The organism is Cupriavidus pauculus (genome assembly GCF_008801835.1).
GTDB lineage: Bacteria > Pseudomonadota > Gammaproteobacteria > Burkholderiales > Burkholderiaceae > Cupriavidus > Cupriavidus pauculus.
Genome location: NZ_VZOW01000003.1, coordinates 71,111 through 95,732, shown reverse-complemented (window position 1 = coordinate 95,732; position 24,622 = coordinate 71,111). Strand labels below are relative to the sequence as shown.

The window sequence follows — 24,622 nt, the reverse complement described above, 5'->3', positions numbered from 1 at the left end:
GCGCAGAATTCGGCCCTCGTATGTATTTTGAATAAGTCATTCGATATCCAGATCTGTTGTCTGTGAACGCCAAACAACGCAATTGCAACGAGAATCGTTCGTATTTATATTCCCGAATCGCCCGCACATATGCCCCGGATATCGAGCCGGTAAGGGCCCGGCCACACGGGGCGAACTGGACTCGAGAATGAATCGTCGCACCCCCGGACTGACCCCTGTTGCCGCTGCGCTCGTCGCGTTGTTTGCAGCGCCCTCGGCATTCGCCCAAGCGGCGCCCGCGCCCGCATCACAGACGCCCGTAGCGGCGGCCCAGGCAGCCACGCCGAAAGGCGAAACCGCGCCGGTGACGCTGCGCGAGATCACCGTCCAGGGCGCGGCGTCGCGCGACGATTTCAACCCGTCGGGCAGCCAGTTGTCGAAATTGCCTGCCGACCTGCGCGACGTGCCGCAATCGGTCACGATCGTCAATCGCGCGCTGATGGAATCGCAAGGTGTCAGTTCGCTGGCCGATGCGCTGCGCAACGTGCCGGGCATCACCATCGGCGGCGCGGAAGGCGGCCAGATCGGTAACAACATCAACCTGAACGGCTTTTCGGCGCGCACCGACATCTATCTCGATGGCTTTCGCGATCGCGGCCAGTACTATCGCGACACCTTTGCGCTCGATCAGGTGGAAGTGCTGATGGGCCCCTCGTCGATGCTGTTCGGCCGGGGCTCCACGGGCGGCGTGATCAATCAGGTCAGCAAGAAGCCGCAGTTGAAGGCCGCCACGGAGGTGACAGGTTCGGTTACGACCAACGGTCTGGTGCGCGCCACCGCGGATGTCAACACGCCGACTGGCGATACCTCTGCATTCCGCGTCTCGGCCATGGCGCAGGACGGCAAGCCGAGCACGCGCGACGAAATGACGGTGCAGGATTTCGGCATCGCGCCGTCGTGGCGCTATGGCATCGGCACCTCCACCGAAATCACGTTGTCGGCGTTGCTCCAGCACAACGAAGACATGCCCGACTATGGCCTGCCAGCGATCAACGGGCACCCGGTCAATGTCGATCGCAACACCTACTATGGGTTCAACAATGACCGTACACGCCAGAACATTGCGTCGCTGTCGGCCGGGGTCGATCACAAGTTCTCGCCCAACCTGCGCCTGCGAAACGTCACCGCGTTCAACTATGTGGAAACCGATGCGCGCGAGACGGCTCCGAACGCCGTGGGCACGATCAATGCGGCGGGCGCATTCACAGCATTGACCACCACCAATCTGCCGCTGTCGCAGCTCTATGTGCGCCAGCAGAGTCACGATCGCAACATTCGCGACTATTCGATCTTCAACCAGACCGAGTTGACCGCGAAATTCGACACCGGTCCGATCAAGCACACGCTGTTGACGGGCCTGGAGTTTGGCCATGACGGCTACAACAACCAGAACTACTACCGCAACGGCAGTTGCGGCACCACGCCGCTGAATCCGACGGGCACCACAGCCGGCTACGTCGCCTGCACGCCAGTGGTGGATCCGGTCTATCGCGACTCGCCGGGCAGCGTGGCTACCAGCACTGGAAATCTCCAGGGCGGATCGGCCAATACGGTGGCGGTGTACGCCAACGACTCGATCGAATTTACGAAACAGTGGAAAGCAGTGGCGGGGCTGCGTTACGACAAGTACATCGCCAGCATCAGCAACTCGATCAACGCGGGCAATACCGCCGGCAACACCGCGCTGGCCAACGCCAATCAGTCGGTCAACTTCACGAGCGTGCGGCTGGGTGGCATCTGGCAGCCGTCCGAGCAGCAGTCTTACTACATCTCGTACGGCACATCTTTCAATCCGTCGCTCGAACAGCTGGTGGGCACGGTGGGACAGCAATCGCTGGATCCCGAAAAGAACAAGTCGTACGAGGCTGGCGGCAAGTGGGATGTGATGGATGGCAACCTGTCGCTGACATCGGCGGTCTTCCGCATCACCAAGGACAATGCGCGCAGCCAGATCGACGCCACCACCTACGCGCTGACCGGCAAGATCCAGGTCGATGGCTTCCGCGCCGGCGTGACCGGCCGCATCACGCCAAAGTGGCAGGTATTTGCCGGCTACACGTATCTCGACGCCGTGATCAAGAACGGCATCGCGGCCAACACGCAAGACAAGGTGCCGACCAATACGCCGAAGCACACCGCCACGGCCTGGACCAGCTACCGCGTCATGCCGGACTGGGAAATTGGCGGCGGCGCGTTCTATATGTCGCAACGCTATGCCAACAATACCAATACGGTGCAGGTGGGAGGATTTGTGCGCTGGGACGGCATGATTGCCTACCATCAGCCAAAGTACGATGTGCGCCTGAATCTGTTCAACATCTTCGACAAGAAGTATTACGATGCGCTGATTCAGTCGGACGGCGGCCGTTCGGTGCCCGGTACGGGCCGCACCGCCATGCTGTCGTTCGCTTATCGCATGTAAGGCCCCGGCGCCGCGCTGCTCGCGCAGGTCGCGTTCGCCGGCGGTCCCAACCGGATTCCCGCATGCTGGTTCGTATTCCGAAAGTTCTCGACGCCGCGCAACTGGCGACCGTGGTGCAACAGCTCGAGCACGCTGGCGATGCCTGGGTGGACGGCCGCGTTTCGGCTGGCTACTCCGGCGCGCCGGTCAAGTTCAATCAGCAGATCGACGAGCGGTCCGAGGTTGCGGCGCAATGCCAGCACCTGATCCTTGCCGCGCTGGAACGGCATCCACTATTTATTAGTGCAACGCTGCCGAACATCGTCTATCCGCCGATGTTCAACCGCTATGGCGCCGGCATGACGTTCGGCGCGCATGTCGATGGAGGCGTACGCATTCATCCGCACAATGGCCGCAAGCTGCGCACCGATGTCTCGGCAACGTTGTTCCTGTCAGACCCGGCCAGTTACGACGGCGGCGAATTGCAGGTGGAAGACACCTACGGCGTGCACGCGGTGAAGCTGGCCGCCGGCGACATGATCGTTTATCCCGCCACCAGTCTGCATCAGGTGACGCCGATCACGCGCGGCACGCGCCTGGCCAGTTTTTTCTGGATCCAGAGCCTGATTCGCGATGACGGCCAGCGCGCGCTGCTGTTCGACATGGACAACGCCATCCAGACGCTGAACCAGACCAACGCCGACGAGCGCGCCCGCCGCAGTCTGATTGGCTGCTATCACAACCTGCTGCGCCAGTGGAGCGAGACCTGAGCCGAGCTCCGCAGGCGCCATCGCCGGTCGACGGCAGGTTGGCCGGCGCAGCCTCAGCCAAATTGCTCCGCCAGCGCCTGGCGGGCCTGGCCGATGAAATCGCTCTCGCCAGCTCGCGCGCCTAATAGATAGAACTCGGCCGACGGCAACGCAGGCAACTTCCAGCGCGCGACGGCTGCAGCATCGAGCGGTGTCACGCCCGGGCCGATTGCCGACGCATTCAGGCACGACACGCCAAGCCCGGCGGCCAGCGCCAGATGCAAACCCGCCACGCCCGACGCCGAATGCGCGATCTCGAATTCGCGTTTGCGGCGCATCAGCAGTTGCACCACAAACTGATGCATCGAACAGGTGTCCGGCAACAGCACCAGCGGCATGACATCTTGCGGCGCATCGGCCAGCTCCGGCGCGGCCACCCACGCCAGCGCTTCCCGCCGCAGCACGACACCGCGGCGCGCGGTCGTCGCCTTGTCGCCACCGCGCATACCGATCAGCCGCATGCTCAACCCGATGTCGAATGCATCCATGTCCGCAGCCGCTTCGATGGCGGCGCTCTTCATGACCGTCACATGGAGTTTCAAATATGGATATCTGTCGCGCAGGCGTCGCAGCATGCCAGCAATTTCGCCGGGACGGAAATAGTCGGTCACCGCGAGACGCAGTTCGCCATCGAGCGATTGCCCGCGCAGTTCGGCCATGGCCAGCGCGTTCAACGACAGGATGCGCCGCGCATAGTCGAGCAACCGCGCCCCGGCAGGCGTCAGCGCTGCGCCCTTCTTCCCACGCGTGAGCAACGGCACGCCGGCACGCTCTTCCAGCTTGCGGAGTTGTTCGCTGACTGACGACTGGGACAGGAACAAGCGCGGCGCCGCGGCCGACAGGCTTCCGCTGTCCGCCACCGCCACGAACGTTTTGAGCTGGTCGGTTTCGAATGTGCGCATCGTTTCTTCCATCGGATTCACCGATGGATCATATCGTATATTCCCGCTTTTCCGATATCAAGACGCGGCCTACCATGACATCACTGCAGCACCAAGACGCTGCAAATCGAAACAGATCAAGGAGCCTGTCATGCCCCACGTCACCCTGCAAATTTCCGGCCATCCCGATACCGAACTGATGCATCGCGCCGTCGCCGCGGTGGGCGATCTGACCCAGCGTGTGCTGGGCAAGGACGCGCCGGTGATCGCCACCACGATTACGTTCATTCCGCGCGAGCAATGGTTTATCGGCGGGAAGCCGCTGTCCGAGCACCGCACGGGGCGCAACGCGTTTCAACTGGATATCAGCGTCACCGACGAGACGAACACCAAGGCAGAAAAAGCCGCGTTTCTTCAGCAGGCGTTTGAGGCATTGTCGGAAGTGATCGGCGATGTCAACGAAGTGTCTTACATCCACGTGATCGATGCGCGTGCGGCGGCCTATGGTTATGGCGGCAAATCGCAGGAATTCCGCCACCAGCATCGCTAATCCGCGTCCCATTGTTCAGCGCGGTTAAAAGGGTCGTGCGGGTAGCGGGCTTGTACTGCTTCGCGATGTTCACTAGTGTGAAGGGCTGCAATTCCTTCCGGAGACATCGCATGAAGTACGTCACGCTGCCCGGCGGCGAGCAAGTTCCCGCGCTGGGCATGGGCACCTGGAACATCGGGGACCGCGCTGGCACGCGCGCCGAAGAATTGGCCACGCTGCAATTGGGTCTGGAGATGGGCTTGCGGTTGATCGATACCGCCGAAATGTACGGCGAAGGGTTGTCCGAATCGCTTATCGGTGAGGCCATCGCCGGACGCCGCGACGACGCATTTCTGGTCAGCAAGGTGTATCCGCACAACGCCAGCCGCAAGGGCGCCGTTGCCGCATGCGAGCGCAGTCTGCGCAGGCTCGGCACCGATCATCTGGACATGTACCTGCTGCACTGGCGCGGCGACGTGCCGTTCGAGGAGACCATCGAGGCGTTTCTCGCGCTGCAACAGGCGGGCAAGATCCGTCATTTCGGCGTCAGCAATCTCGATCGGGCCGACATGGAGGAATTCTGGGACGCGCCCGGCGGCGACGGCGTGGCCGTGAACCAGTTGCTATACAACCTCGGCCGCCGCGGCATCGAGTTCGATCTGCTGCCATGGTTGCGTGAACGCAACGTCCCGATCATGGCCTATTCGCCGATCGAACAGGCGCGGCTCCTGCGCAACAACGGCCTGCAGCGCTTTGCCACCGCGCACGACATGACGACGGCTCAGGCCGCACTGGCCTGGCTCCTCTCTTTCGATGACGTCATCGCGATCCCGAAGACCAGCCACCGCGAGCGCCTGCGCGAGAATTTTGACGCGCTGACGATCGACCTGACGCCCGAACAAATGGCCGAACTGGACAAGATCTTTCCGCCGCCCCGGCACGCCCAACCGCTGGCAATGCTCTGAGCAGCGGCACTCTGAACGCAGCGGCATCTCCTGGCTTGCGACCCAGGCGCGCGACGCGGCGGGCTTGGCGCCGGCGCGCGGCGACACTCAACGCTGGCCGGCCTTGTATCGTTCGACTTCGACGTAGCGCGTGAGGTAAGTGCGCGCTTTTTCCCTGGTATCGGTGGTAACGCGGTCGGCCGCCTGCCGCGCACTGGTCTGGCCATGGGCCGTGCTCATCTGCGCTGACAGATAGGAATGGAAGGCGTCGTGCATGACCTTGAGCTGGTCCTTGCACGCATCGATGGCGCCGGCTGCCACTTCCTTGGGCGTACCCTTGCCCCGGGCGCCGTCGTCTGCCTTTTGTTGCACGCAGTCCATGTACTTCGCGCGCTCGGCTTGCCAGCCGGCGTTCATTTGCGCCACTTCCTGCTTGGCTTCGGGAGTCTCCACGCTCGGCGCGCTTGAGCAGGCGGCCAGCATCAGCGTGGCCAGCGATAGCGCGGCGACACCCAGGCCGGTGCGGCGTTGGGATTGGCGCTGCGGCGCAGCAATATTGCTCAGGGCGTTTCGGAAATCGGCGTGGCCGGCGGAAATGGTGGGGGGCGCGGATATTTTTTGCATGCTGCACAGACACAGACGTTTTAAGCGGGTTCCGGCAATGGTAAGGCGGATTTGCAAGAAAGTATGACGATGCCATGTCAGAGACTCGCCCGGTCCGTGTCAGACAACTTCGCATTGGCGGATGTGCTCTGCGCGCCTATGCTGTAGAGGCGGTTGCAACACATGACACCCTCCTGGAGGAAACAATGAAACGACGAACCTTCCTGTCCGCTGGTAGTGCTGGTCTTGTCGGCCTGACGGGCCTTTCCCTGGGCGCCATGTCGCTCGCCGGCTGTAGCGTGACCGGGCCGAAAGACTCCGGCGATGCCGCATCCAAGCGCCGCGAAATCGACACCGGCGCCACCGACACGCTGAACCGACTGTATGCCACTGCCAAGGGCGCGCGAGACCTGGGTGCCAAGGCCAAGGGCATCCTGATCTTCCCGAAACTGCTCTCCGCCGGCTTTATCGTCGGTGGCGAATACGGCGACGGCGTATTGCGCTCCGGCGGCGCGGATCGCGGCTATTACCGCGCGATCTCCGGGTCGGTGGGCTGGCAGATCGGCGCTCAGTCCAAGGCCTTCATCCTGATGTTCATGACGCAGGAAGCCTACGACAAGTTCGTGCGCAGCAGCGGCTGGCAAGTGGGTGCCGACGCGACGGTAGCACTGGCGACCATCGGCGCAAACGGGCAGATCGACACCAACACGGCGCAGCAACCGATCATCGGCTTTGCGATGACCAACGCCGGGCTGATGGCGGGCCTGAGCCTGGAAGGCACCAAGATCTCGAAGCTCGATATCTGACGACCCTGCGCCGCGGCGGCATCCGCGGCGCATATCATGCAGTGCCCATGGCGCGGAATTTCCTGTTCCCGCACCATGGGCATTTTTTTTCGTCGCGGTAGCCGCGCACGTTGACCCGTTAGAATTCGTCCCTCTCACAATTTTCCAATCCGTACGCGAGGCCGAATTCTCATGTGGTTCAAGAATCTCCAGATTCATCGTTTCTCCGCCCCGTGGACGTTAAGCGCCGACGACGTCGAGGCCTGCCTGGCCAAGCACGCGTTCTATCCCGGCACCAGCCTCGAAATGCAAACGCAGGGCTGGGCATCGCCGCGTGACAACGATCGTCTGGTGCATTGCGTCAATCGCCAGATTCTGCTGGTGCTGCGCACCGAGAAGAAGCTGCTGCCCGCCACAGTGGTCAACCAGGTCACCAAGGCCCGCGCCGCCGAGCTGGAAGAGCAGCAGGGATTCAAGCCGGGCCGCAAGCAGTTGAAGGAACTCAAGGAGCAGATCACCGAGGAACTGCTGCCGCGCGCCTTCAGCATTCGCCGCGACACGCGGGTCTGGATCGACCCGACCAATGGCTGGCTTGCCATCGACGCGGCAGGCACGGCAAAGGCCGACGAAGTGCGCGGCATGCTGTTCAAGGCCATCGATCCGCTGCCGGTCGTAGGCCTGCAAGTCAACCTGTCGCCCGTGGCGGCGATGACCGAGTGGCTTGCCACCGATACCGCGCCGGCCGGCTTTACGGTCGACCAGGAAATCGAACTGCAGTCCAGCAGCGAAAGCAAGGCGACGGTGCGCTATGTGCGCCACCCGCTCGATCCCGAAGACCTGCGCCGCCACATTGCCGCCGGCAAGCGCTGCACGCGCCTGGCGATGACTTGGAACGACCGCGTTTCGTTCGTGCTCACCGACGCCCTGGCGGTCAAGCGCGTGAACCCGCTCGACGTGATCAAGGAGCAGGCGGACGCCACGCTTCACGACGAGGACGAGCGCTTCGACGCCTACTTTGCGCTGATGGCCGGCGAACTGGCTGGCCTGCTGAGCGACCTGACGGAAGCCCTGGGCGGCGAGCGCAAGGCCGAATCGGCATCGGCGCCAGCCGACGTACGCAAGGCCGCCTGATCCGGCCAGCCGCCCCGCCCCGGACGCCCCGCCACCGGAGGCACGCGGGCGTGGGCGGTCCGCGATCACGGCGCCCCCAGCGTCAGGACCACCCGCCGCTCTGGCGCCTGCGCCAGTCCCCACGCACTCTCCACGTCGGCCATCGCCATTTGCTCGGTGTCGACGGCAAGCTCGCCGTCGCGCATGCAGCCGAGAATTTCTTCGACCAACAGCATAAGGTCGTCGGCCGGGGGATGATTGGCCGGTCCGCAGCCGATCAGTGTCACGCGCGAATCGCGCAATGCCGTGGGCGCCATGATCAGGCTGCCAGCCGAGCGGTCCACCACCGACACGATCCGGACGCCGCGATCGTTGCCGTACATCGGAATGCCATCGGTCTGGATCAGCGCCGATAGCAATAGCTCTAGCGTCTTGCCCCAGACCAGATCGACCACCACGTCGATTCCGTCGTCGGCGTAGGTGGCAAAGGTGTGCTGCAACACGCTGGGCGGCTGGGCGAGGTCGATCAGCGCATCGGCGCCGAGTGCGGTCAGCATGTCGATGCGATGCCCGGCTGCAATCACCCGTCCCGCGCCTTGCAGCCGCGCCGCCTGAACGGCCAGCCGCCCGACCAGCCCCGAGGCACCCAGCACCAGCACGGTTTCTCCGGGATACAGGTCGGCGCGCATGGCCAGCGGCAGCCAGGCCGTCATCGCCGGGCCGACCAGCGCCGCCGCCATGGCCGAATCGACGCCGTCCGGCACGGGCACTACCCATTCCGCGGGCACGTACTCGGCCATCGATCCGAACGGACTGCGCGCGGCCCGGAAGTAAACGCGCTGGCCGCCCTGCCGGACATGCTGCCGGCCGGTGTGCGGGACGTCCGCCAGCCACCCCACGCCGTCACGGCCGCAGATGTATGGAAGTTCGCGCGGCATGTGCGCGTGGCAGCCGCGCGCGATGGCAAGGTCGGACGGACGGACCACGGCGGCGCTGGCGCATACGAGGATCTCGCCGGCGCGCAGATCGGGGTCGCGAAATGCGCCAAAGCGCGGAGCCTGGCCAAGCTGGTGCAATACAACGGCTTGCATCGTGACGCTCTCCTTGGTGATGTCTGCCGTCGATCGTAGGCAGTCGCCGGGCGCGCGTCTTTGAGCCGATTCTGAAAATGCATGAGGCGTAGAATCTGGCCGAAAGACGCCATGGACAAGGCGTCAGCTGTATTCCACAACCCGTTGAAGGAGACCTCCTTGAAGTCGTTGCGCCCCCACCTTGGCCTGCCGCTGGCCGCATTGCTGCTGGCCGCCGCCGGCACCGCCCATGCCGCCTGGCCGGAACGGCCGATCAAACTGATCGTGCCCTTTCCGCCGGGGCAAGCCACCGACATCTTTGCGCGTGCGCTAGCCGAGAAGCTCGGCAAGCAACTGGGCCAGTCGGTGATCGTGGAGAATCGGGCCGGCGCGGGCGGCAATATCGGCATGGAAGTCGCGGCAAAGGCCGCGCCCGACGGCTACACGATCGTGATGGCAGGCAGCGCGATGGCCATCAACCAGACGCTCTACAAGAAGCTCAATTACGATCCGCGGCAGGATTTCGCGCCGGTTTCCGGCGTGTTCTCGGTGCCGCTGGTGTTCCTGGCGACGCCGCAATCGGGCTTCAGGTCGCTGCGGGACCTGATCGCCAAGGCCAAGGCCGCGCCGGGCAAGTACAGCTACGCCAGCGCCGGGATTGGCGGCACGCAGCACTTGTCGGCGGAAATGCTCAAGGCGCAGACCGGCACCTTTATCGTCCATATCCCGTACAAGGGCAGCGGTCCGGCCCAGGCGGATTTTCTCGGCAACCAGATTCCGCTGATGGTGGATTCGGTCACGGCCGCGATGCCGCTGATCCAGACCAACAAGGCCGTGCCGCTGGCGGTGACCACGGCCAGGCGCGTGCCGCAGTTGCAGGCGGTGCCGACCGTGCGCGAGGAAGGCGTGCCCGGCTTCGAGGCGCTCGGCTGGGCGGTGATGATGGCGCCGGCGGGCACGCCGCCCGCCATCGTCAGCCAGCTCAACGCAGAAACCGTGAAGGCGCTGCAATCGCCGGAGCTGCACAAGTTCATCACCGACCGCGGATCCGAGCCCATGCCGATGACGCCGGCCGAAACCGGCAAATTCGTCGACAGCGAAATCCGCAAATGGTCGACAGTGGTCAAGCGCTCGGGCGCGACGGCCGATTGATCGCAGCCGACTGATGGGAGCCGACTGATACGGCGCATCGGCATCCCCCCAAAGAAAAACGGACACCGGGCCCTCGCCCGATGTCCGCCTTTCACCCGTTCTGGCTGCTCGACAGCAGCCGACCCTTCAAGCCGTCGAGGCGCAACGAAGTGCGCCGCACACGGCAGACGCCATCAATCCCACGACAGCGCGCCGCCGGTCTGATATTCGATCACGCGGGTTTCGAAGAAATTGCGTTCCTTCTTCAGGTCGATCATTTCGCTCATCCAGGGGAACGGGTTTTCCTCGTTCGGGAAGAGCTGGTCCAGACCGATCTGCTGGCAGCGGCGGTTGCAGATGAAACGCAGATAGCCCTTGAACATCGGCGCGTTCAGGCCCAGCACGCCGCGCGGCATGGTGTCCTCGGCGTAGCGATATTCCAGATCCACGGCCTTCTTGAACAGCTCGGTGATCTCCGCCTTGAATTCCGGCGTCCACAGGTGCGGGTTTTCGAGCTTGATCTGGTTGATCAGGTCGATGCCGAAATTGCAGTGCAGCGATTCGTCGCGCAGGATGTACTGGTACTGCTCGGCGGCGCCGGTCATCTTGTTCTGGCGGCCCATGGCCAGGATCTGCGTGAAGCCCACGTAGAAGAACAGACCTTCCATGATGCAGGCGAACACGATCAGGCTCTTGAGCAGCTTCTGGTCGTTTTCGGGCGTGCCGGTCTTGAACGACGGATCGGTCAGCGTGTCGATGAACGGGATCAGGAATTCATCCTTGTCGCGGATCGACTGCACCTCGTGGTACGCGTTGAAGATCTCGGCCTCGTTCAGGCCCAGCGACTCGACGATGTACTGGTAGGCGTGCGTGTGGATGGCCTCTTCGAAAGCCTGGCGCAGCAGGTACTGGCGGCATTCCGGCGCGGTGATCTGGCGGTACGTGCCCAGCACGATATTGTTGGCGGCCAGCGAATCGGCCGTCACGAAGAAACCCAGGTTGCGCTTGATGATGCGGCGCTCGTCCTCGGTCAGACCATTGGGGTCCTTCCACAGGGCGATGTCGCGCGACATGTTGATTTCCTGCGGCATCCAGTGGTTGGCGCAGCCGGCCAGATACTTTTCCCACGCCCACTTGTACTTGAACGGCACCAGCTGGTTCACGTCGGTGGCACCGTTGATCACGCGCTTGTCGGCGGCGTTCACGCGGCGCGTGCTTTGCGCGGCAGCGGCGTTCGGGTTGTTGCCCAGGATGCCCGGCGCCGTGGCGGCCGGCGGCAGTACGCCTTGCTGGTCGACCGTGGCGGCCGGTACGGCGGGTTGCAGGGCAGGCTGCGGCGCAGCTTGCGGCGTGGCTTGAACGTCGTCGTCCCAGCTCAGCATGTTGTGTTCTCCGATGATTCGTTCAGGGGCGGCTGTGGCCGGCGTCGCGCAACACAGTCAGCGACGCGCCGGCCCTCTCCCCCGCCCGGCTTGCGCGCTGGGCGCAAGCCGGTGCAGACCGAGGGTTGTTTCAGATGTTTCGTGGAGGCCGCTTACTGGCAGGCTTCGCACTCTTCGAAGCCGGGATCGCCCGGACGCATCGTGCACACCGCGCCTTCGGCTTCCGGCATGGCCGGGGCCGCTGCGGCGGCGGCGTCGATGGACGACTGGCCGTCGGAACCCGAAGACACCGCATTTAGCGATCCACGCGACACGGTGGATTTTTCCACGTGCGTCGCGGCCATCGTGCGCAGGTAGTAGGTGGTCTTCAGACCGCGCAGCCAGGCCAGCTTGTAGGTGTCGTCCAGCTTCTTGCCCGATGCACCGGCCATGTAGATATTGAGCGACTGGGCCTGGTCGATCCACTTCTGGCGGCGGCTTGCCGCTTCTACCAGCCAGGTCGGTTCCACTTCGAACGCAGTGGCGTAGACCTCGCGCAGGTCTTGCGGGATGCGGTCGATGCGGGCCAGCGAACCGTCGAAATACTTCAGGTCGGCCACCATCACTTCGTCCCACAGGCCGCGCGCCTTCAGATCGCGCACCAGGTAGTCGTTCACCACCGTGAATTCGCCCGACAGGTTCGACTTCACGTACAGGTTCTGGAACGTCGGCTCGATGCACGCGGACACGCCGATGATGTTCGAAATGGTCGCGGTCGGAGCGATCGCGATGCAGTTCGAGTTGCGCATGCCGTGTTGCTTGATGCGGGCGCGCAGGCTGTCCCAGTCCATCGTCGAAGACATATCGACGTCGAGGTAGCCGCCGCGTTCCTCGGCCAGCAGCTTGAGCGAATCCTGCGGCAGGATGCCGCGATCCCACAGCGAGCCTTCGTACGTGCTGTAGCGGCCGCGCTCTTCGGCCAGTTCGGTCGACGCCTGGTAGGCGTAGTAGCAGACCGCTTCCATCGACGTATCGGCAAACTTGACGGCCGCATCGCTGGCGTACGGCGTGCGCAGTACGTGCAGGCAGTCCTGGAAGCCCATGATGCCCATGCCGACCGGGCGGTGACGCAGATTGGAATTGCGCGCCTTGTCCACCGCGTAGTAGTTGATGTCGATGACGTTATCGAGCATGCGCATCGCGGTGCGGATGGTCTTCTGCAGCTTGGCGTGATCGAGCACGTGCGTGCCGTCGGCCTGCTGCTTCAGGTGCGCCACCAGGTTCACCGAACCGAGGTTGCACACGGCGATTTCGCTGTCGTTGGTGTTCAGCGTGATTTCCGTGCACAGGTTCGAGCTATGCACCACGCCGATGTGCTGCTGCGGGCTGCGGATGTTGCACGGATCCTTGAACGTGATCCACGGATGGCCGGTTTCGAACAGCATGCCCAGCATCTTGCGCCACAGCTGCATCGCCGGCACTTTCTTGAACAGCTTCAGCTCGCCATTGGCGGCCTTGGTCTCGTAGGCCACGTAGGCCTTCTCGAATTCCTTGCCGACCTTGTCGTGCAGGTCCGGGCAGGTGGACGGCGAGAACAGCGTCCATTCGCCGTTTTCCATCACGCGCTTCATGAACAGGTCCGGAATCCAGTTGGCCGTGTTCATGTCGTGCGTGCGGCGGCGGTCGTCGCCCGTGTTCTTGCGCAGTTCCAGGAATTCTTCGATATCCAGGTGCCACGTTTCCAGGTAGGCGCAGACGGCGCCCTTGCGCTTGCCGCCCTGGTTCACAGCCACGGCCGTGTCGTTGACCACCTTCAGGAACGGCACCACGCCTTGCGACTTGCCATTGGTGCCCTTGATGTGCGAACCGAGCGCGCGCACGTTGGTCCAGTCGTTGCCCAGGCCGCCGGCGAACTTGGACAGCAGCGCGTTTTCCTTGAGCGCCTCGTAGATGCCTTCGAGGTCGTCCGACACGGTGGTCAGGTAGCACGACGACAGTTGCGAACGGCGCGTGCCCGAGTTGAACAGCGTCGGCGTGGACGACATGAAGTCGAACGACGACAGCAGTTGGTAGAACTCGATGGCGCGGGCTTCGCGGTCCTTCTCTTCCAGCGCCAGGCCCATGGCCACGCGCATGAAGAACGCCTGCGGCATTTCGATGCGCACTTCATCGACGTGCAGGAAGTAACGGTCGTACAGCGTCTGCAGGCCCAGGTAGTTGAACTGGAAATCGCGCGACGCATCGAGCGCGGCGCCCAGGCGGGCCAGGTCGAAGGTGGCGAGCTTTTCGTCCAGCAGTTCGGCCTCGATGCCGCGCGCGATGAACTTCGGGAAGTACTCGGCGTACTTCGACGCCATTTCGGCTTGCGTGACTTCCGTGCCCAGGATTTCCTTGCGGATCGTGTGCAGCAGGATGCGGGCCGTGACCTGGCTGTAGGCCGGGTCCTTTTCGATCAGCGTACGCGCGGCCAGGATGGCCGAATCGTAGACCTGCGTCATCGGCACGCCGTCGTACAGGTTCTTCAGCGTTTCCTTCAGGATCGGCTCGGCGCTCACGGCGTCGCCCAGGCCGCTGCAGGCGTTGTCGATCAGCGCGTGCAGCGCGGTCAGGTCCAGCGGACGGGTCACGCCGTCGTCGGTCACGTTGACCGACACGCCGCTTTCCTGCACACGCGCCACGGCCTGTGCGTTGGCCTGCGCGCGTTCCTGCGTGCGCTTTTCGCGATACAGCACATAGGCGCGGGCCACCTCATGCTCGCCCGAGCGCATCAGCGCCAGTTCCACATGGTCCTGGACGTCCTCGATATGGAACGTGCCGCCATTCGGGCGGCTGCGCACCAGCGCGCGCACCACGTTCTGGGTCAGTTGCTCGACGATTTCGCGCACACGCGCGGATGCGGCGCCCTGGCCGCCATTGATCGCCAGGAACGCCTTGGTCATCGCCACGCTGATCTTGTTCGGCTCGAATGCCACCACTGCGCCATTGCGGCGGATCAGCTTGTAATCCTGGTACGAAACGCCTGCAGCGGCGGGGGTCTGCTGCGAAGTGCCGGCTGCTGCGCCGACAACGCCAGTCACACCGGTGGATTGTTGTTCGTTCTGGGCCGTTTGCATGAGGTAACTCCTGTTTTAACCCTTGTATGAAGTCTTGTAGTGAAGATGACAAAGTCCCTAGCAAAATGCGCTTCAGAAGACACTCGACGCTGGCCGTGCCAACGGAGAACCTAAACTGCACGTGCGATCACTTTGCTAGGGACTTTTGGTGCTGCGTCGGCCCCATGACCCTGTGTGCCGACTCCACCGCTTGGCTGCTGCGGCGCCTGCACCACATCGGGGGCCGATCCCCCGGTTAAACCACTAGATATAGTGGTCTCAATCAAAAACAGGCCTAAGTATAGTGAAAAGAGTCTGGAAGACCAGTCTTGACAAGCGCAGCAGCCACATCCGGAAGCGCCGTGCGGCAGCGCCACATTCCCGCAAAGCGCGCTGCCTCAAGGGCTGGCGGCAAGACGTTCGGTGCCGCACAAATTCACGAAAATTTATTAATGAGAATTTGTCGCTGATAGGTGACCCGAAATGGGGCCAAGCGGACATCGGCGGGGGCGCGATTGTACCCGGCATTGCGCCGGAATGAGGCAGGTGAACGTCGATGCACAACCTTGTGGCAGGCCGATGACCGATCGGCCAGCGCACGTTTAACCCTGTCGTCGATAGGGCAAAAGGTTGGCCGGCAACTGGGCCAGTGTTGCAAATCGGCCCCAGTCGAAATGCGGACCAGGATCGGTCTTGCGCCCCGGGGCGATGTCGCTGTGTCCAGCGATCCCGGCAATCGGATAGGTCAGGCGCAACGCGGCCACCAGGCTCGCGGCGGTGTCGTACTGGGCGAGCGTGAATGGCTGGTCGTCGGCGCCCTCGATCTCGATGCCGATCGAAAAGTCGTTGCAACGCGGGCGGCCACAGTATTCGGACTGCCCGGCATGCCAGGCGCGCTGCGTACACGCGACGAATTGCACCAGTTCGCCTTCGCGCGTGATCAGGAAATGAGCGGACACACGCACGTCGCGGATCGTCTCAAAGAACGGATGGCGCGACACATCGAGCCGGTTCTGGAAGAACGCCTCGATGTCGCCGGTGCCGAACTGGCCCGGCGGCAGGCTGATGTTGTGGATCACCACCACATCGGTCGGCGCGCCGTCCGGACGCGCGTCGAAATTGGGCGACGGGACGCGCCGGGCGGCTGGCACCCAGCCCTGCGCATCGGGGGTGAAGCGGTGGACGGCGGCGCGATCAGGCATCGCGGCCCTCGCCTTCGGCCATCGACTCGCTGTCGTCGCGCCCGTCCCGGCCTTCGCGTTCGTCGCGGATTTCCAGTTGCTGGATGCGATAGCGCAACTGGCGGAAATTCAGGCCCAAGAGCGGCGCGGCCGCCGTGCGGTTAAAGCCGGTCTGGCGCAGCGCGCGCAGGATCAGTTCGCGCTCGACGGACTCCAGGCGCGCGGGCAGATCGATCGGAAAAGTGAGGTCGGCCAAAGCCGTTGCAAGCGCATCGCTGGCGGGCGGCGCGGCCTCCTCGGCGACAGGCATGGGCTCCGGCTCCGCTTGCGCGGCCGCGGGCGAGGCCGCCGGCCATACGCCACCGACGCCCCATGGCTGGTAGGCGGCGGCCGACGGCAGGCCCGCGCCGCCGGGCGCCACATACGATGCGGACGATGCTGACGATGCGGATGACATCGGCGGTGCGGCCACATGACCCGCCTGCAGCAAGCTGGCGCGTTCCATGCCGGCTTCGAGCGGGCCCAGGTCGGCTTCGAGCGGGCCCAGGTCGGCCACTTCGATTTCCTCGGTCTCGGCAAATGCGTACGCGCGCTCGAGCAAGTTTTCCAGCTCGCGCACGTTGCCCGGGAACGGATAGGCCGCCAGGCGCGCCAGCGCGGCGCGCGACAGGCGCTTGGGATGCGCATCGCCATAGCGCACGGCCAGATGTTCGAGGATGGCGCGCGCCAGCACCGGCACGTCCTCGGCGCGTTCGCGCAGCGTCGGCATGCGCAGTTCCAGCACGTTGAGACGGTAGTACAAGTCCTGCCGGAACGATCCGGCCGCCACCATCGCGGCCAGGTCCTTGTGGCTCGCGCACATCACGCGCACATCGACGCTGTCTTCGCGGCTCGCGCCGATCTTGCGCACGCGACGCTCCTGCAGCGCGCGCAGCAGCTTGACCTGCATGGCCAGCGGCAGGTCGGCCACTTCATCGAGCAGCAGCGTGCCGCCATGAGCGGCCTGGAAAAAACCGCCGCGCTCGGCATCGGCGCCGGTAAAGGCGCCCTTCACGTGGCCGAAGAACTCGGCCTCCATCAGCGTCTCGGGGATGGCGCCGCAGTTCACGGCGATGAACGGATGCGCCGAGCGCGCGCTGATGGCGTGGATCGCACGCGCAGCGCGCTCCTTGCCGCTGCCCGATTCGCCGCTGATCACCACGGGCGCCATGCTGCGCGCCAGCCGCGACAGCGAGCGGCGCACGTCCTGGATCGCCGCCGACAGCCCCGGCAGCAGCCCGGCGGCGCGATCGCCGGCGTCAGCCACTTCGCCAGCCGGCGCGTCGTCGGCCGCGGCGCGCGGATGGCGGCCGAGCGCATTGAGAATCAGCGTGCGCAGTTGGTCGAGCGACACCGGCTTGGCGATGTAGTCGAACGCGCCGGCCTTGAGCGCATCGACGGCGTTGTCGGCGCTACCGTAGGCCGTGATGACCGCGACCGGCGTGCGTTCGGGCGAGGCCGACAACTGTCGCACGATCTCGATGCCAAGCCCGTCGCCGAGCCGCATATCGGTCAGCACCAGGCTGTAGCGGCGCTCGGCCAGACGCACGCGCGCCTCGGCCAGCGAGCCCGCCATCACCACGTCATGCCCCATGCGGCGCAGCGAAATGTCCAGCAGTTCGCGCAGGTCGGCCTCGTCGTCAATGACGAGAATCGGATCGGGGGCGGGCGGTCTGGCTGGCATGGGGACGGGGGTTCGGTGGGAATGCGGCGTGGATCAGGCGGCGACGACGTCGGACGTCTCGATGCGCATGGTCAGAACGAAGGCCTTGGTCGGCAGTGTATCGCGAGCCCCGCCGACCAGCATGCCGGTGCGATCGAGCAACGCTTCGAGCGCGATCGTGCCGTAGCGCACCTGCGCATCGTTGGCGCCGCACAGCTCGCGCGCCATGAACAGGCCCAGACCCGTGCCTTGCGGATTGCTGGTGAAAAACGGCTCGAACAGGCTGCGCTGCTGCTCGCGCGTGACTTCCGCGCCGTCGTTCCAGACGATCAGTTCGGCGTGGTGCTGGTCCAGCGCGTGCGCGAGCATGCGGATCGATCCGGGCAGGCGGCTGCAATAGCGCCACGCGTTGTCGAGCAGATTGCCCAGCACCTGCTGCAGTTGCGGCGTATCGAAGATCACGGGGCGCTGCAGGTCCACCACCACGCGGATCGCATTGGCGTTGACTTCGGCACGGGCGCCGGCGCGCGCGCGCATTTCCAGTCGCCAGCGGTCGACGATCTCAGGCAGCGCCTGGCCGAGGTCGATTGCGCTGTGACCCACCTTGGGACGGCGCGACAACTGCAGGACATCGGAAATTACCTGGTCGAGCCTGCGTACGTTGTCGCTGATGATGCGCAGCAGGCGCGCGTCGATATTGCCTTCGCCGCCGCCGGAATCGGCCAGCAGCTCGTTGGCCTGGCTGATCGCGGCCAGCGGATTGCGGATCTGGTGGGCCACGCTGGCCACCAACCGGCCCATCGCGGCGAGCTTTTCCTGCTGAACCTGCTCGGCGATGCGCTCCCAGCTTTCGATATGGACCAGCACCGTGTCGCGCATCTCGCTGCGCAGCAGCGTCTCGTCTTCGGGGCTCCAGGCCATCGCCTCGCTCTGCGCGATGGCCAGGCGCAGCCGCGCCGCGCCCTCGGGCGACATGTCGTTCCAGCCGACAGTGTCCGGGCCGGTCGGCGACGAACCCGCGCCGGCCAGCGTGGAGCGCAGCCCCGCCAGCCCCGGCAGGACGAAACGCAGGCGCAGCCGCGTGTGTAACAGCGGATTGCGCGACGGCGTGGGGCGCGACGAAATCGGCAGCAGTTGCAGGATGCGCGGCACATCGTCCTTGCGCTGGATCCAGTCGCGCAGCATTTCCATCAGCGGCTGCAGACGCGGCATGCGCCGCAGGTCGAACAGCACGTTGTCGCGCTCGCCCATGCGCACCTGTCCCTGCTGGATCCGCTCATGCGGCTGCACGCCCAGCAGCACAAAGGCCGCGGGATTGGCGGCCACCACCACGCCGTTGGCGCGCACCAGCATCACGCCGTCCTGCATGTCGTTGACCATCAGCCGGTTGACCAGTTGCTGCAGGCGCAGCTCCTGCTCGCGCGCCAGCGCCAGTTGTTCCTGGGCGATCTGCCGGTTGGCCAGCATGTACATCACCAGCGCGGCAATCATGAAGACCAGCCCGAACAGTCCCGAGCCAAGCAGATTGGCATCGGCCTGGCGCGCGAGCATGGTCTGCAAGAAGGGATGGACCATCACCAGCATCGCCGACACGGCCGCGGCGAACAGCGCGAACAGCAGGCTGGTCAGTGCGCCGGCTTCGAGTGCCGGCAGCAGGAAGATCATCGCCAGCCCTTCGGCATGGCTGGCATTGCGGCCGAGCACGATATAGATGGCAGCCAGCAGCGCCAGATCGACGAGAACCTGCGCACGCACGCGGAGGTGGAAACGGCGACGCCACATCGTGCCGAGCAACGTCGCCACGCCGATGCAGAGATAGGGCAGCACGACGGGAATGGCGGCTGCCGTGCGCGCATTGGCGCCCACGCCGATGGCCGCGCCCGCGGCGGCGCGTTCCAGCGGCAGCCACGCATAGCCCAGCAGCAGCAGCGCCACGGCCACGCGGGTCCAGCAGAAATAGCGCAGCAGGCGCCAGTGAAAGTCGGGCGGCTCGGGCTGGCGCCACAGATCGCCCAGCGCGCGCCAGCCGCTCAGGGTCGACCAGGCCGAGGCCCGGCGCGTCATGCGCTGCCCTCGCCCGGGGAATCAGGCAGGTGACTGCGTCGGCAATAGTGCGCGCCGTGCCAGGCAATGGCGTCGGTTCGCGGTAGATGTACGCCGCATTGCGCGCATTGCACCATCGGCTCGATATCCGTATCGGCGGGGCTGGCACCGCGCGGCTGGCCGGCTGCGCGCGATGGCGGGTTGGCGGCGTCGCGCGCGCTGGCGCGATCACGCAGCCACCAGATGATGCCCAGCACGATGGCCAGCAGGAGGAAGATTCTTGCCATGGGATCGAAAGTACCGAAAAGGCGTTGGCCGGGGCGCGCCGGCCGGAAGTCAGGTAATCCGGTGCAGCACCACTTCGATCACAAAGCGGCTGCCGACGTAGGCCAGCAACAATATGCCGAACGATGCGATCACCCAGCGCAGCGCCGTGCGCCCGCGCCAGCCGCGGAAATGCCGGCCGATCAGGATGCCGCCGAACATCAGCCACGAGATGACGGCGAACACGGTCTTGTGATCAACGCGGAAAGCGCGCGCGAATAATTGTTCCGAAAACAGGAAGCCCGAGGCGATCGTCAGCGTCAGCAGCACAAAGCCGGCGCTGATCAGCCGGAACAGCAATTTTTCCAGCGTCAGCAACGGCGGCAGCAGATCGAGCCAGCGGCCCAGCCATTGCCCGGGCGCGCGTTCGCCGCCCGACACGGGGCGGGTGAAGCCGTGCAGGCGGCGCTCCGCCAGCAGCATCAGGAACGCGTGGAACGCCGCCAGCGTGAACAGCCCGTAGGCCACGTTGGCAATCACGAAGTGCAGCTTGAACAGCGGCCGCGCAGCGTATCCGAGAATCTGCGAGCCCGGAAAGGCCAGCGGAATCAGGCTGGTCAGCATCGCTACCGGAAATACGATCAGTCCCAGACCGGCCAGCGAAAAGAAAAAGCTCTCGATCCAGTAGATGCCGACGCCCAGCCAGAGCATCGCCGACAGCGCGAAGGCGAAGCCGAATATCATCCGGTCCGCCGGGAAGATGGTTTCGTGCAGCAGCATGCCGTGGCTGACCAGTGCGGCCATCACCAGTGCATGCCACCACGCCGGTTGGCCGTCGGCGCGGCCGCCGGCCGGCGCGGCAGGCGGCATCAGCACGGCCGTGGCGCTGGCGCCAGGACGCCCCGGATGGCCAGCCGGAGCCCCGCCGGCAGCCGCCAGCCGCGGGTTGCGCGTCGCCCAGCCGTGAAAGGCCAGGCCGCAGTAGAGAAGTGCCGTCAAGGCATACAGTACAATGGCCATTTGCGCAGTTTACCTTAGTGCCATCACGGGCGGTTTCGGCGATGGATTCCCGCCACAACGCTCCTGCACGGCCCGCTGCGTCCCGCACACAAGCCGATTTTCCTCCCCCTTCCTGCCATGCTGGATAACCTCACTCAACGCCTGGCGCGGGTCGTCAAGACCATGCGCGGCGAGGCCCGACTGACCGAGGCCAACACTGCCGAGATGCTGCGCGAAGTGCGCCTTGCCATGCTCGAAGCCGACGTGGCGCTGCCGGTCGTGCGCGACTTCGTTTCCCGCGTCAAGGAAAAGGCCCTTGGCGAGGAAGTGGTATCGAGCCTGACGCCGGGCCAGGCGCTGGTCGGCGTGGTGCAGCGCGAGCTGACCGCCGTGATCGGCGGCGACGAGGCGCTGACCGATCCCAAGCTCAACGAGCTGAACCTGAACGTGCAGCCGCCCGCCATCATCCTGATGGCCGGCCTGCAGGGCGCCGGCAAGACCACCACGTCGGGCAAGCTTGCCAAGTGGCTCAAGGAGAACAAGAAGAAGAAAGTGCTGACGGTGTCTTGCGACGTGTACCGTCCCGCCGCAATCGCCCAGCTCAAGACCGTGTCCGAACAGGTCGGCGCGGACTTCTTCCCGTCGCAGCCCGACCAGAAGCCGGTCGAGATCGCCCGCGCGGCGCTGGACTGGGCGCGCAAGCATTACCACGACGTGCTGATCGTCGATACCGCCGGCCGCCTTGGTATCGACGAGGCGATGATGCAGGAGATCGCCGCGCTGCACGCCGAACTGAAACCGGCCGAAACGCTGTTCGTGGTCGACGCGATGCTGGGCCAGGATGCCGTCAATACCGCCAAGGCGTTCAACGACGCCCTGCCGCTGACCGGCGTGGTGCTGACCAAGCTCGATGGCGATGCACGCGGCGGCGCCGCGCTGTCGGTGCGCCACATCACCGGCCGCCCGATCAAGTTTGTCGGCGTCGGCGAAAAACTCGACGGTCTCGAGCCGTTCTACGCCGATCGCATGGCCCAGCGGATCCTGGGCATGGGCGACATCCTCGCGCTGGTGGAGGAAGCCCAGCGCGGCGTCGATATGGAAGCGGCCGAGAAGCTGGCCAAGAAGATCAAGAAGACCGGCGGCTTCGACCTCGAAGACTTCAAGGCGCAGATCGGCCAGATGAAGAAGATGGGCGGGCTGGGCAGCCTCGTGGACAAGCTGCCGGCGCAGTTCGCCCAGCAGGCGCAAGGCGCCAACATGGATCAGGCGGAAAAGCAGGTGCGCCGCATGGAAGGCATCATCAACAGCATGACGGCCGCCGAGCGGGCCAAGCCCGAACTGATCAAGGCCAGCCGCAAACGCCGCATCGCGGCCGGCGCCGGCGTGCCCGTTCAGGAGGTCAACCGCCTGCTGAACCAGTTCGACCAGATGCAAGGCATGATGAAGAAGCTCAAGGGCGGCGGCATGATGAAGATGATGCGCCAGATGGGCGCGATGAAAGGCGGCATGAAAGGCCTTTTCAACCGCTGAACGCTGAACGCCAGGGCCGCCCGCGCCCTGCTCTCTCCCGCAAAAGACAAACAGGACACCGATCATGATGACTGCCGAACAGGCCCGCGAGCTCTGGACCAGCTCCGAGGAAATCGTCAGCGCCCAGGAAGTGCAAGACTCGCTGGACCGCATGGCGCGCGACATCACCGAGAAGATGGGCGACGCCTTCCCGCTGGTGCTGTCCGTGATGGGCGGCGCCGTGGTGTTCACCGGCATGCTGCTGCCCAAGCTGCAATTTCCGCTGGAGTTCGACTACATCCACCTGTCGCGCTACAACAACAAGACCGTGGGCGGCGAGATGCAATGGCGCGTGGCGCCGCGCGAATCGGTGAAGGATCGCGTGGTGCTGGTGCTCGACGACATCCTCGATGAAGGCGAGACCATGGCGGCGATTCGCCAGCGCATCATGGACATGGGCGCCAAGGAATTCCACGCTGCCGTGCTGTGCGAAAAGACCCTGACAAAGCTCAAGCCGATGCATCCCGATTTCTGCGGCTTCAAGGTGCCGGACCGCTATGTCTTTGGCTGCGGCATGGACGTCAAGGGCTACTGGCGCAATCTCGGCGCGATCCGCGCGCTGGTCTGAACCACGCCGCATGCGCGGCGCGCCTACGCCCCGTGTGGCTGGGCGCCGAGGATCGGCCACAACGATGCGAGCAGCAGCAGCGCCATCACCAGGTTGAACACCCGCAACACGCGCGGCTGCGCCAGCCAACGGCGCAGCCCGGCGCCAAAGACCGCCCACGTGGTGATGCTAGGCAGGTTGATCGCAGCGAACACTCCCCCCATCACCGCGGCGTTGATCCAGATGTTCGGATGCAGCACGTAAGCCGTGCATGCGCCCACCGCCATCACCCACGCCTTGGGATTGACCCATTGGAACGCCGCCGCGCGCAGGAAGCTCATCGGGCGCGCCACGTCGCTGTCCTGTAACTGCCCGGCGGTGGCCAGCTTCCATGCCAGCCACACGAGGTAAATCGTGGCGGCCACGCGCAGCACGTGCCAGGTCCACGGAAATTCCGTGAAGGCCGATCCGAGACCCAAACCCACCACGGTCAGCATGAAAATCATGCCGACGCAGATGCCGAACAGATGCGGCACGGTGCGTCGGAATCCGAAATTCACACCCGAGGCCAGCAGCATGGTGTTGTTCGGGCCCGGCGTGATCGACGACACCAGCACGAAGGCGCAAAACGCGATCAACACGCTGGAACCGGGCAAGCTATTCGAGAGGGAAACAGGAAGGTGCATGGCAACACGACTCGGCAGGAAATCCAGGGAGTCAGGCTACGCACACTTTATAAAACAGTACCGGTACAGTTGGCCGGAAAACTGCCAATACTGATCGTCCGGCCCACGCCAGCCAGCCTGGACGCCACCGCTTCGACACGCCGTTGCGCCTAGCGGCCGCCCAATCCCTTCGCCACGCTCGCGGCCACCCCCACCGCCATACATAGCAGCACCGCTCCGGTCACGCGCTCGACCATACGCACCGATCGCGCAAAGCGCCGCATCACGGCCGGATGGCGCACGGCCGCCGCCACAGCGATGTCCCACGCCAGCACGAGGCCGAACATCCAGACGCCATATCCGGCTTGCACCGCGAGCGGCGTATGTGCGCCGGTCAGCACGGCAAACAGGCTCGCGTAAAACAGGCCATTCTTGGGATTCAGGATCGCGCTGAGAAATCCCGTGCCGACCTGGGACATATAGGCGCGCGGCGGCGGTGGCTCCGCTGGCTGCGGCGACAGCGCCACATCACCGCGCGAGCGCAGGAACTTCCAGCCCAGCCACGCCAGATAGATACAGCCCATCCATTGCAGTGCGGAAAACAGGTCGTGAACCCCGGCCGAGGCGGCCAGGCCGGCGACCGCCATCGCGATATACGCGCCGTTGCCGAGCGCAATGCCGAGGCATACACCGCTGGCGTGGCGCACGCCGAACACCATCGCGGCGCGCACCACGAGAAAGAAGTCCGGCCCCGGACTGAGCAGCGCCAGCGCGTGCGCGCCGGCCACCATCGCAAACTGCTGCCAGGACACCTGATCGAAAACCATCGCTGCCTCCGCGCGGCAAATCCCGCAAAGGCAAGCAGTCTGGCCAAATTGGCGCGGCGCGGATTGTAGA

The 24,622-nt window shown here is 64.8% G+C and carries 21 protein-coding genes; 9 read left to right on the top strand and 12 right to left on the bottom strand.

All coding sequences use genetic code 11. The annotated features are described in order from the left end of the window. Positions 1-187: 187 nt before the first annotated feature. The gene (locus F7R19_RS04890) at positions 188-2,461 is read left to right on the top strand and encodes a TonB-dependent receptor (protein WP_150979533.1); all 2,274 of its coding nucleotides are present in this window, start codon (positions 188-190) and stop codon (positions 2,459-2,461) included. 62 nt (positions 2,462-2,523) lie between these two features. Next, positions 2,524-3,210, top strand: coding sequence for a Fe2+-dependent dioxygenase (locus tag F7R19_RS04885; protein ID WP_061955367.1), 687 nt, complete (start codon positions 2,524-2,526; stop codon positions 3,208-3,210). A gap of 53 nt (positions 3,211-3,263) precedes the next feature. Here F7R19_RS04885 and F7R19_RS04880 read toward each other — a convergent pair whose 3' ends face one another. Then, the gene (locus tag F7R19_RS04880; protein ID WP_061955366.1) at positions 3,264-4,151 is read right to left on the bottom strand and encodes a LysR family transcriptional regulator; all 888 of its coding nucleotides are present in this window, start codon (positions 4,149-4,151) and stop codon (positions 3,264-3,266) included. Between the two features lie 130 nt (positions 4,152-4,281). Here F7R19_RS04880 and F7R19_RS04875 point away from each other — a divergent pair, with 130 nt between their 5' ends. Continuing rightward, a complete protein-coding gene (locus F7R19_RS04875; RefSeq protein ID WP_150979670.1) occupies positions 4,282-4,680 on the top strand; it encodes a tautomerase family protein in 399 nt (132 codons plus the stop codon). Between the two features lie 110 nt (positions 4,681-4,790). Beyond that, complete coding sequence (locus tag F7R19_RS04870) at positions 4,791-5,624, top strand: aldo/keto reductase (RefSeq protein ID WP_150979532.1); 834 nt, start codon at positions 4,791-4,793, stop codon at positions 5,622-5,624. Positions 5,625-5,711: 87 nt separating this feature from the next. Here the strand turns inward: F7R19_RS04870 and F7R19_RS04865 are convergent, their stop codons facing one another. Continuing rightward, positions 5,712-6,227, bottom strand: a complete 516-nt coding sequence (locus F7R19_RS04865) for a hypothetical protein (protein WP_317851309.1) — start codon at positions 6,225-6,227, stop codon at positions 5,712-5,714. Positions 6,228-6,412: 185 nt separating this feature from the next. Between F7R19_RS04865 and F7R19_RS04860 the strand changes: the two genes are divergently transcribed. Together F7R19_RS04860 and F7R19_RS04855 are read left to right on the top strand one after the other, a co-directional pair. Beyond that, complete coding sequence (locus F7R19_RS04860) at positions 6,413-7,012, top strand: BPSL1445 family SYLF domain-containing lipoprotein (protein ID WP_061955362.1); 600 nt, start codon at positions 6,413-6,415, stop codon at positions 7,010-7,012. 171 nt (positions 7,013-7,183) lie between these two features. Then, a complete protein-coding gene (locus F7R19_RS04855) occupies positions 7,184-8,122 on the top strand; it encodes a recombination-associated protein RdgC (RefSeq protein ID WP_150979531.1) in 939 nt (312 codons plus the stop codon). Between the two features lie 65 nt (positions 8,123-8,187). On the opposite strand, the gene F7R19_RS04850 is transcribed toward F7R19_RS04855, so the two are convergent. Then, positions 8,188-9,192, bottom strand: coding sequence for a quinone oxidoreductase family protein (locus F7R19_RS04850; protein WP_211922711.1), 1,005 nt, complete (start codon positions 9,190-9,192; stop codon positions 8,188-8,190). A gap of 111 nt (positions 9,193-9,303) precedes the next feature. Between F7R19_RS04850 and F7R19_RS04845 the strand changes: the two genes are divergently transcribed. Beyond that, complete coding sequence (locus F7R19_RS04845) at positions 9,304-10,323, top strand: tripartite tricarboxylate transporter substrate binding protein (protein ID WP_407648841.1); 1,020 nt, start codon at positions 9,304-9,306, stop codon at positions 10,321-10,323. Positions 10,324-10,496: 173 nt separating this feature from the next. Here F7R19_RS04845 and F7R19_RS04840 read toward each other — a convergent pair whose 3' ends face one another. From F7R19_RS04840 to F7R19_RS04810, 7 genes are all read right to left on the bottom strand, one after another. Then, a complete protein-coding gene (locus F7R19_RS04840; protein WP_061955356.1) occupies positions 10,497-11,684 on the bottom strand; it encodes a ribonucleotide-diphosphate reductase subunit beta in 1,188 nt (395 codons plus the stop codon). A 152-nt stretch (positions 11,685-11,836) separates the two neighbouring features. Further along, positions 11,837-14,776: a ribonucleoside-diphosphate reductase subunit alpha gene (locus F7R19_RS04835; RefSeq protein WP_150979530.1), complete on the bottom strand. Its 2,940-nt coding sequence runs from the start codon at positions 14,774-14,776 to the stop codon at positions 11,837-11,839. A gap of 581 nt (positions 14,777-15,357) precedes the next feature. After that, the gene (ampD, locus tag F7R19_RS04830) at positions 15,358-15,957 is read right to left on the bottom strand and encodes a 1,6-anhydro-N-acetylmuramyl-L-alanine amidase AmpD (RefSeq protein ID WP_150979529.1); all 600 of its coding nucleotides are present in this window, start codon (positions 15,955-15,957) and stop codon (positions 15,358-15,360) included. Next, positions 15,950-17,659 carry a sigma-54-dependent transcriptional regulator gene (locus tag F7R19_RS04825; RefSeq protein WP_150979528.1) on the bottom strand — a complete coding sequence of 570 codons (1,710 nt, stop codon included), beginning with the start codon at positions 17,657-17,659 and terminating at the stop codon, positions 15,950-15,952. Before F7R19_RS04825 ends, ampD begins: the two co-directional genes overlap by 8 nt. 33 nt (positions 17,660-17,692) lie before the next feature. Next, the gene (locus F7R19_RS04820; RefSeq protein ID WP_150979527.1) at positions 17,693-19,702 is read right to left on the bottom strand and encodes a PAS domain-containing sensor histidine kinase; all 2,010 of its coding nucleotides are present in this window, start codon (positions 19,700-19,702) and stop codon (positions 17,693-17,695) included. Beyond that, entirely contained in the window at positions 19,699-19,968 is a 270-nt protein-coding gene (locus tag F7R19_RS04815; protein WP_150979526.1) for a PP0621 family protein, read from the bottom strand. Before F7R19_RS04815 ends, F7R19_RS04820 begins: the two co-directional genes overlap by 4 nt. Before the next feature lie 49 nt (positions 19,969-20,017). Continuing rightward, positions 20,018-20,965 (bottom strand): cytochrome C assembly family protein, encoded by a 948-nt coding sequence (locus F7R19_RS04810; protein ID WP_150979525.1) that lies wholly within the window; start codon positions 20,963-20,965, stop codon positions 20,018-20,020. Positions 20,966-21,082: 117 nt separating this feature from the next. Here F7R19_RS04810 and ffh point away from each other — a divergent pair, with 117 nt between their 5' ends. Continuing rightward, on the top strand, positions 21,083-22,474 hold the full coding sequence (gene ffh, locus F7R19_RS04805) for a signal recognition particle protein (RefSeq protein WP_061955342.1): 1,392 nt from the start codon (positions 21,083-21,085) through the stop codon (positions 22,472-22,474). Between the two features lie 64 nt (positions 22,475-22,538). Further along, positions 22,539-23,081, top strand: a complete 543-nt coding sequence (locus F7R19_RS04800) for a hypoxanthine-guanine phosphoribosyltransferase (RefSeq protein ID WP_061955340.1) — start codon at positions 22,539-22,541, stop codon at positions 23,079-23,081. Positions 23,082-23,104: 23 nt separating this feature from the next. Here F7R19_RS04800 and F7R19_RS04795 read toward each other — a convergent pair whose 3' ends face one another. Continuing rightward, positions 23,105-23,746, bottom strand: a complete 642-nt coding sequence (locus tag F7R19_RS04795; RefSeq protein ID WP_150979524.1) for a LysE family translocator — start codon at positions 23,744-23,746, stop codon at positions 23,105-23,107. A 149-nt stretch (positions 23,747-23,895) separates the two neighbouring features. Next, positions 23,896-24,552: a LysE family translocator gene (locus F7R19_RS04790; RefSeq protein ID WP_061955336.1), complete on the bottom strand. Its 657-nt coding sequence runs from the start codon at positions 24,550-24,552 to the stop codon at positions 23,896-23,898. Between the last annotated feature and the right edge of the window lie 70 nt (positions 24,553-24,622).

Coding starts and splice junctions, on each gene's coding strand:
- F7R19_RS04890 (WP_150979533.1), top strand. CDS start 188: ATGAATCGTCGCACCCCCGGACTGACCCCTGTTGCCGCTGCGCTCGTC.
- F7R19_RS04885 (WP_061955367.1), top strand. CDS start 2,524: ATGCTGGTTCGTATTCCGAAAGTTCTCGACGCCGCGCAACTGGCGACC.
- F7R19_RS04880 (WP_061955366.1), bottom strand. CDS start 4,151: ATGCGCACATTCGAAACCGACCAGCTCAAAACGTTCGTGGCGGTGGCG.
- F7R19_RS04875 (WP_150979670.1), top strand. CDS start 4,282: ATGCCCCACGTCACCCTGCAAATTTCCGGCCATCCCGATACCGAACTG.
- F7R19_RS04870 (WP_150979532.1), top strand. CDS start 4,791: ATGAAGTACGTCACGCTGCCCGGCGGCGAGCAAGTTCCCGCGCTGGGC.
- F7R19_RS04865 (WP_317851309.1), bottom strand. CDS start 6,227: ATGCAAAAAATATCCGCGCCCCCCACCATTTCCGCCGGCCACGCCGAT.
- F7R19_RS04860 (WP_061955362.1), top strand. CDS start 6,413: ATGAAACGACGAACCTTCCTGTCCGCTGGTAGTGCTGGTCTTGTCGGC.
- F7R19_RS04855 (WP_150979531.1), top strand. CDS start 7,184: ATGTGGTTCAAGAATCTCCAGATTCATCGTTTCTCCGCCCCGTGGACG.
- F7R19_RS04850 (WP_211922711.1), bottom strand. CDS start 9,192: ATGCAAGCCGTTGTATTGCACCAGCTTGGCCAGGCTCCGCGCTTTGGC.
- F7R19_RS04845 (WP_407648841.1), top strand. CDS start 9,304: ATGGACAAGGCGTCAGCTGTATTCCACAACCCGTTGAAGGAGACCTCC.
- F7R19_RS04840 (WP_061955356.1), bottom strand. CDS start 11,684: ATGCTGAGCTGGGACGACGACGTTCAAGCCACGCCGCAAGCTGCGCCG.
- F7R19_RS04835 (WP_150979530.1), bottom strand. CDS start 14,776: ATGCAAACGGCCCAGAACGAACAACAATCCACCGGTGTGACTGGCGTT.
- ampD (WP_150979529.1), bottom strand. CDS start 15,957: ATGCCTGATCGCGCCGCCGTCCACCGCTTCACCCCCGATGCGCAGGGC.
- F7R19_RS04825 (WP_150979528.1), bottom strand. CDS start 17,659: ATGCCAGCCAGACCGCCCGCCCCCGATCCGATTCTCGTCATTGACGAC.
- F7R19_RS04820 (WP_150979527.1), bottom strand. CDS start 19,702: ATGACGCGCCGGGCCTCGGCCTGGTCGACCCTGAGCGGCTGGCGCGCG.
- F7R19_RS04815 (WP_150979526.1), bottom strand. CDS start 19,968: ATGGCAAGAATCTTCCTCCTGCTGGCCATCGTGCTGGGCATCATCTGG.
- F7R19_RS04810 (WP_150979525.1), bottom strand. CDS start 20,965: ATGGCCATTGTACTGTATGCCTTGACGGCACTTCTCTACTGCGGCCTG.
- ffh (WP_061955342.1), top strand. CDS start 21,083: ATGCTGGATAACCTCACTCAACGCCTGGCGCGGGTCGTCAAGACCATG.
- F7R19_RS04800 (WP_061955340.1), top strand. CDS start 22,539: ATGATGACTGCCGAACAGGCCCGCGAGCTCTGGACCAGCTCCGAGGAA.
- F7R19_RS04795 (WP_150979524.1), bottom strand. CDS start 23,746: ATGCACCTTCCTGTTTCCCTCTCGAATAGCTTGCCCGGTTCCAGCGTG.
- F7R19_RS04790 (WP_061955336.1), bottom strand. CDS start 24,552: ATGGTTTTCGATCAGGTGTCCTGGCAGCAGTTTGCGATGGTGGCCGGC.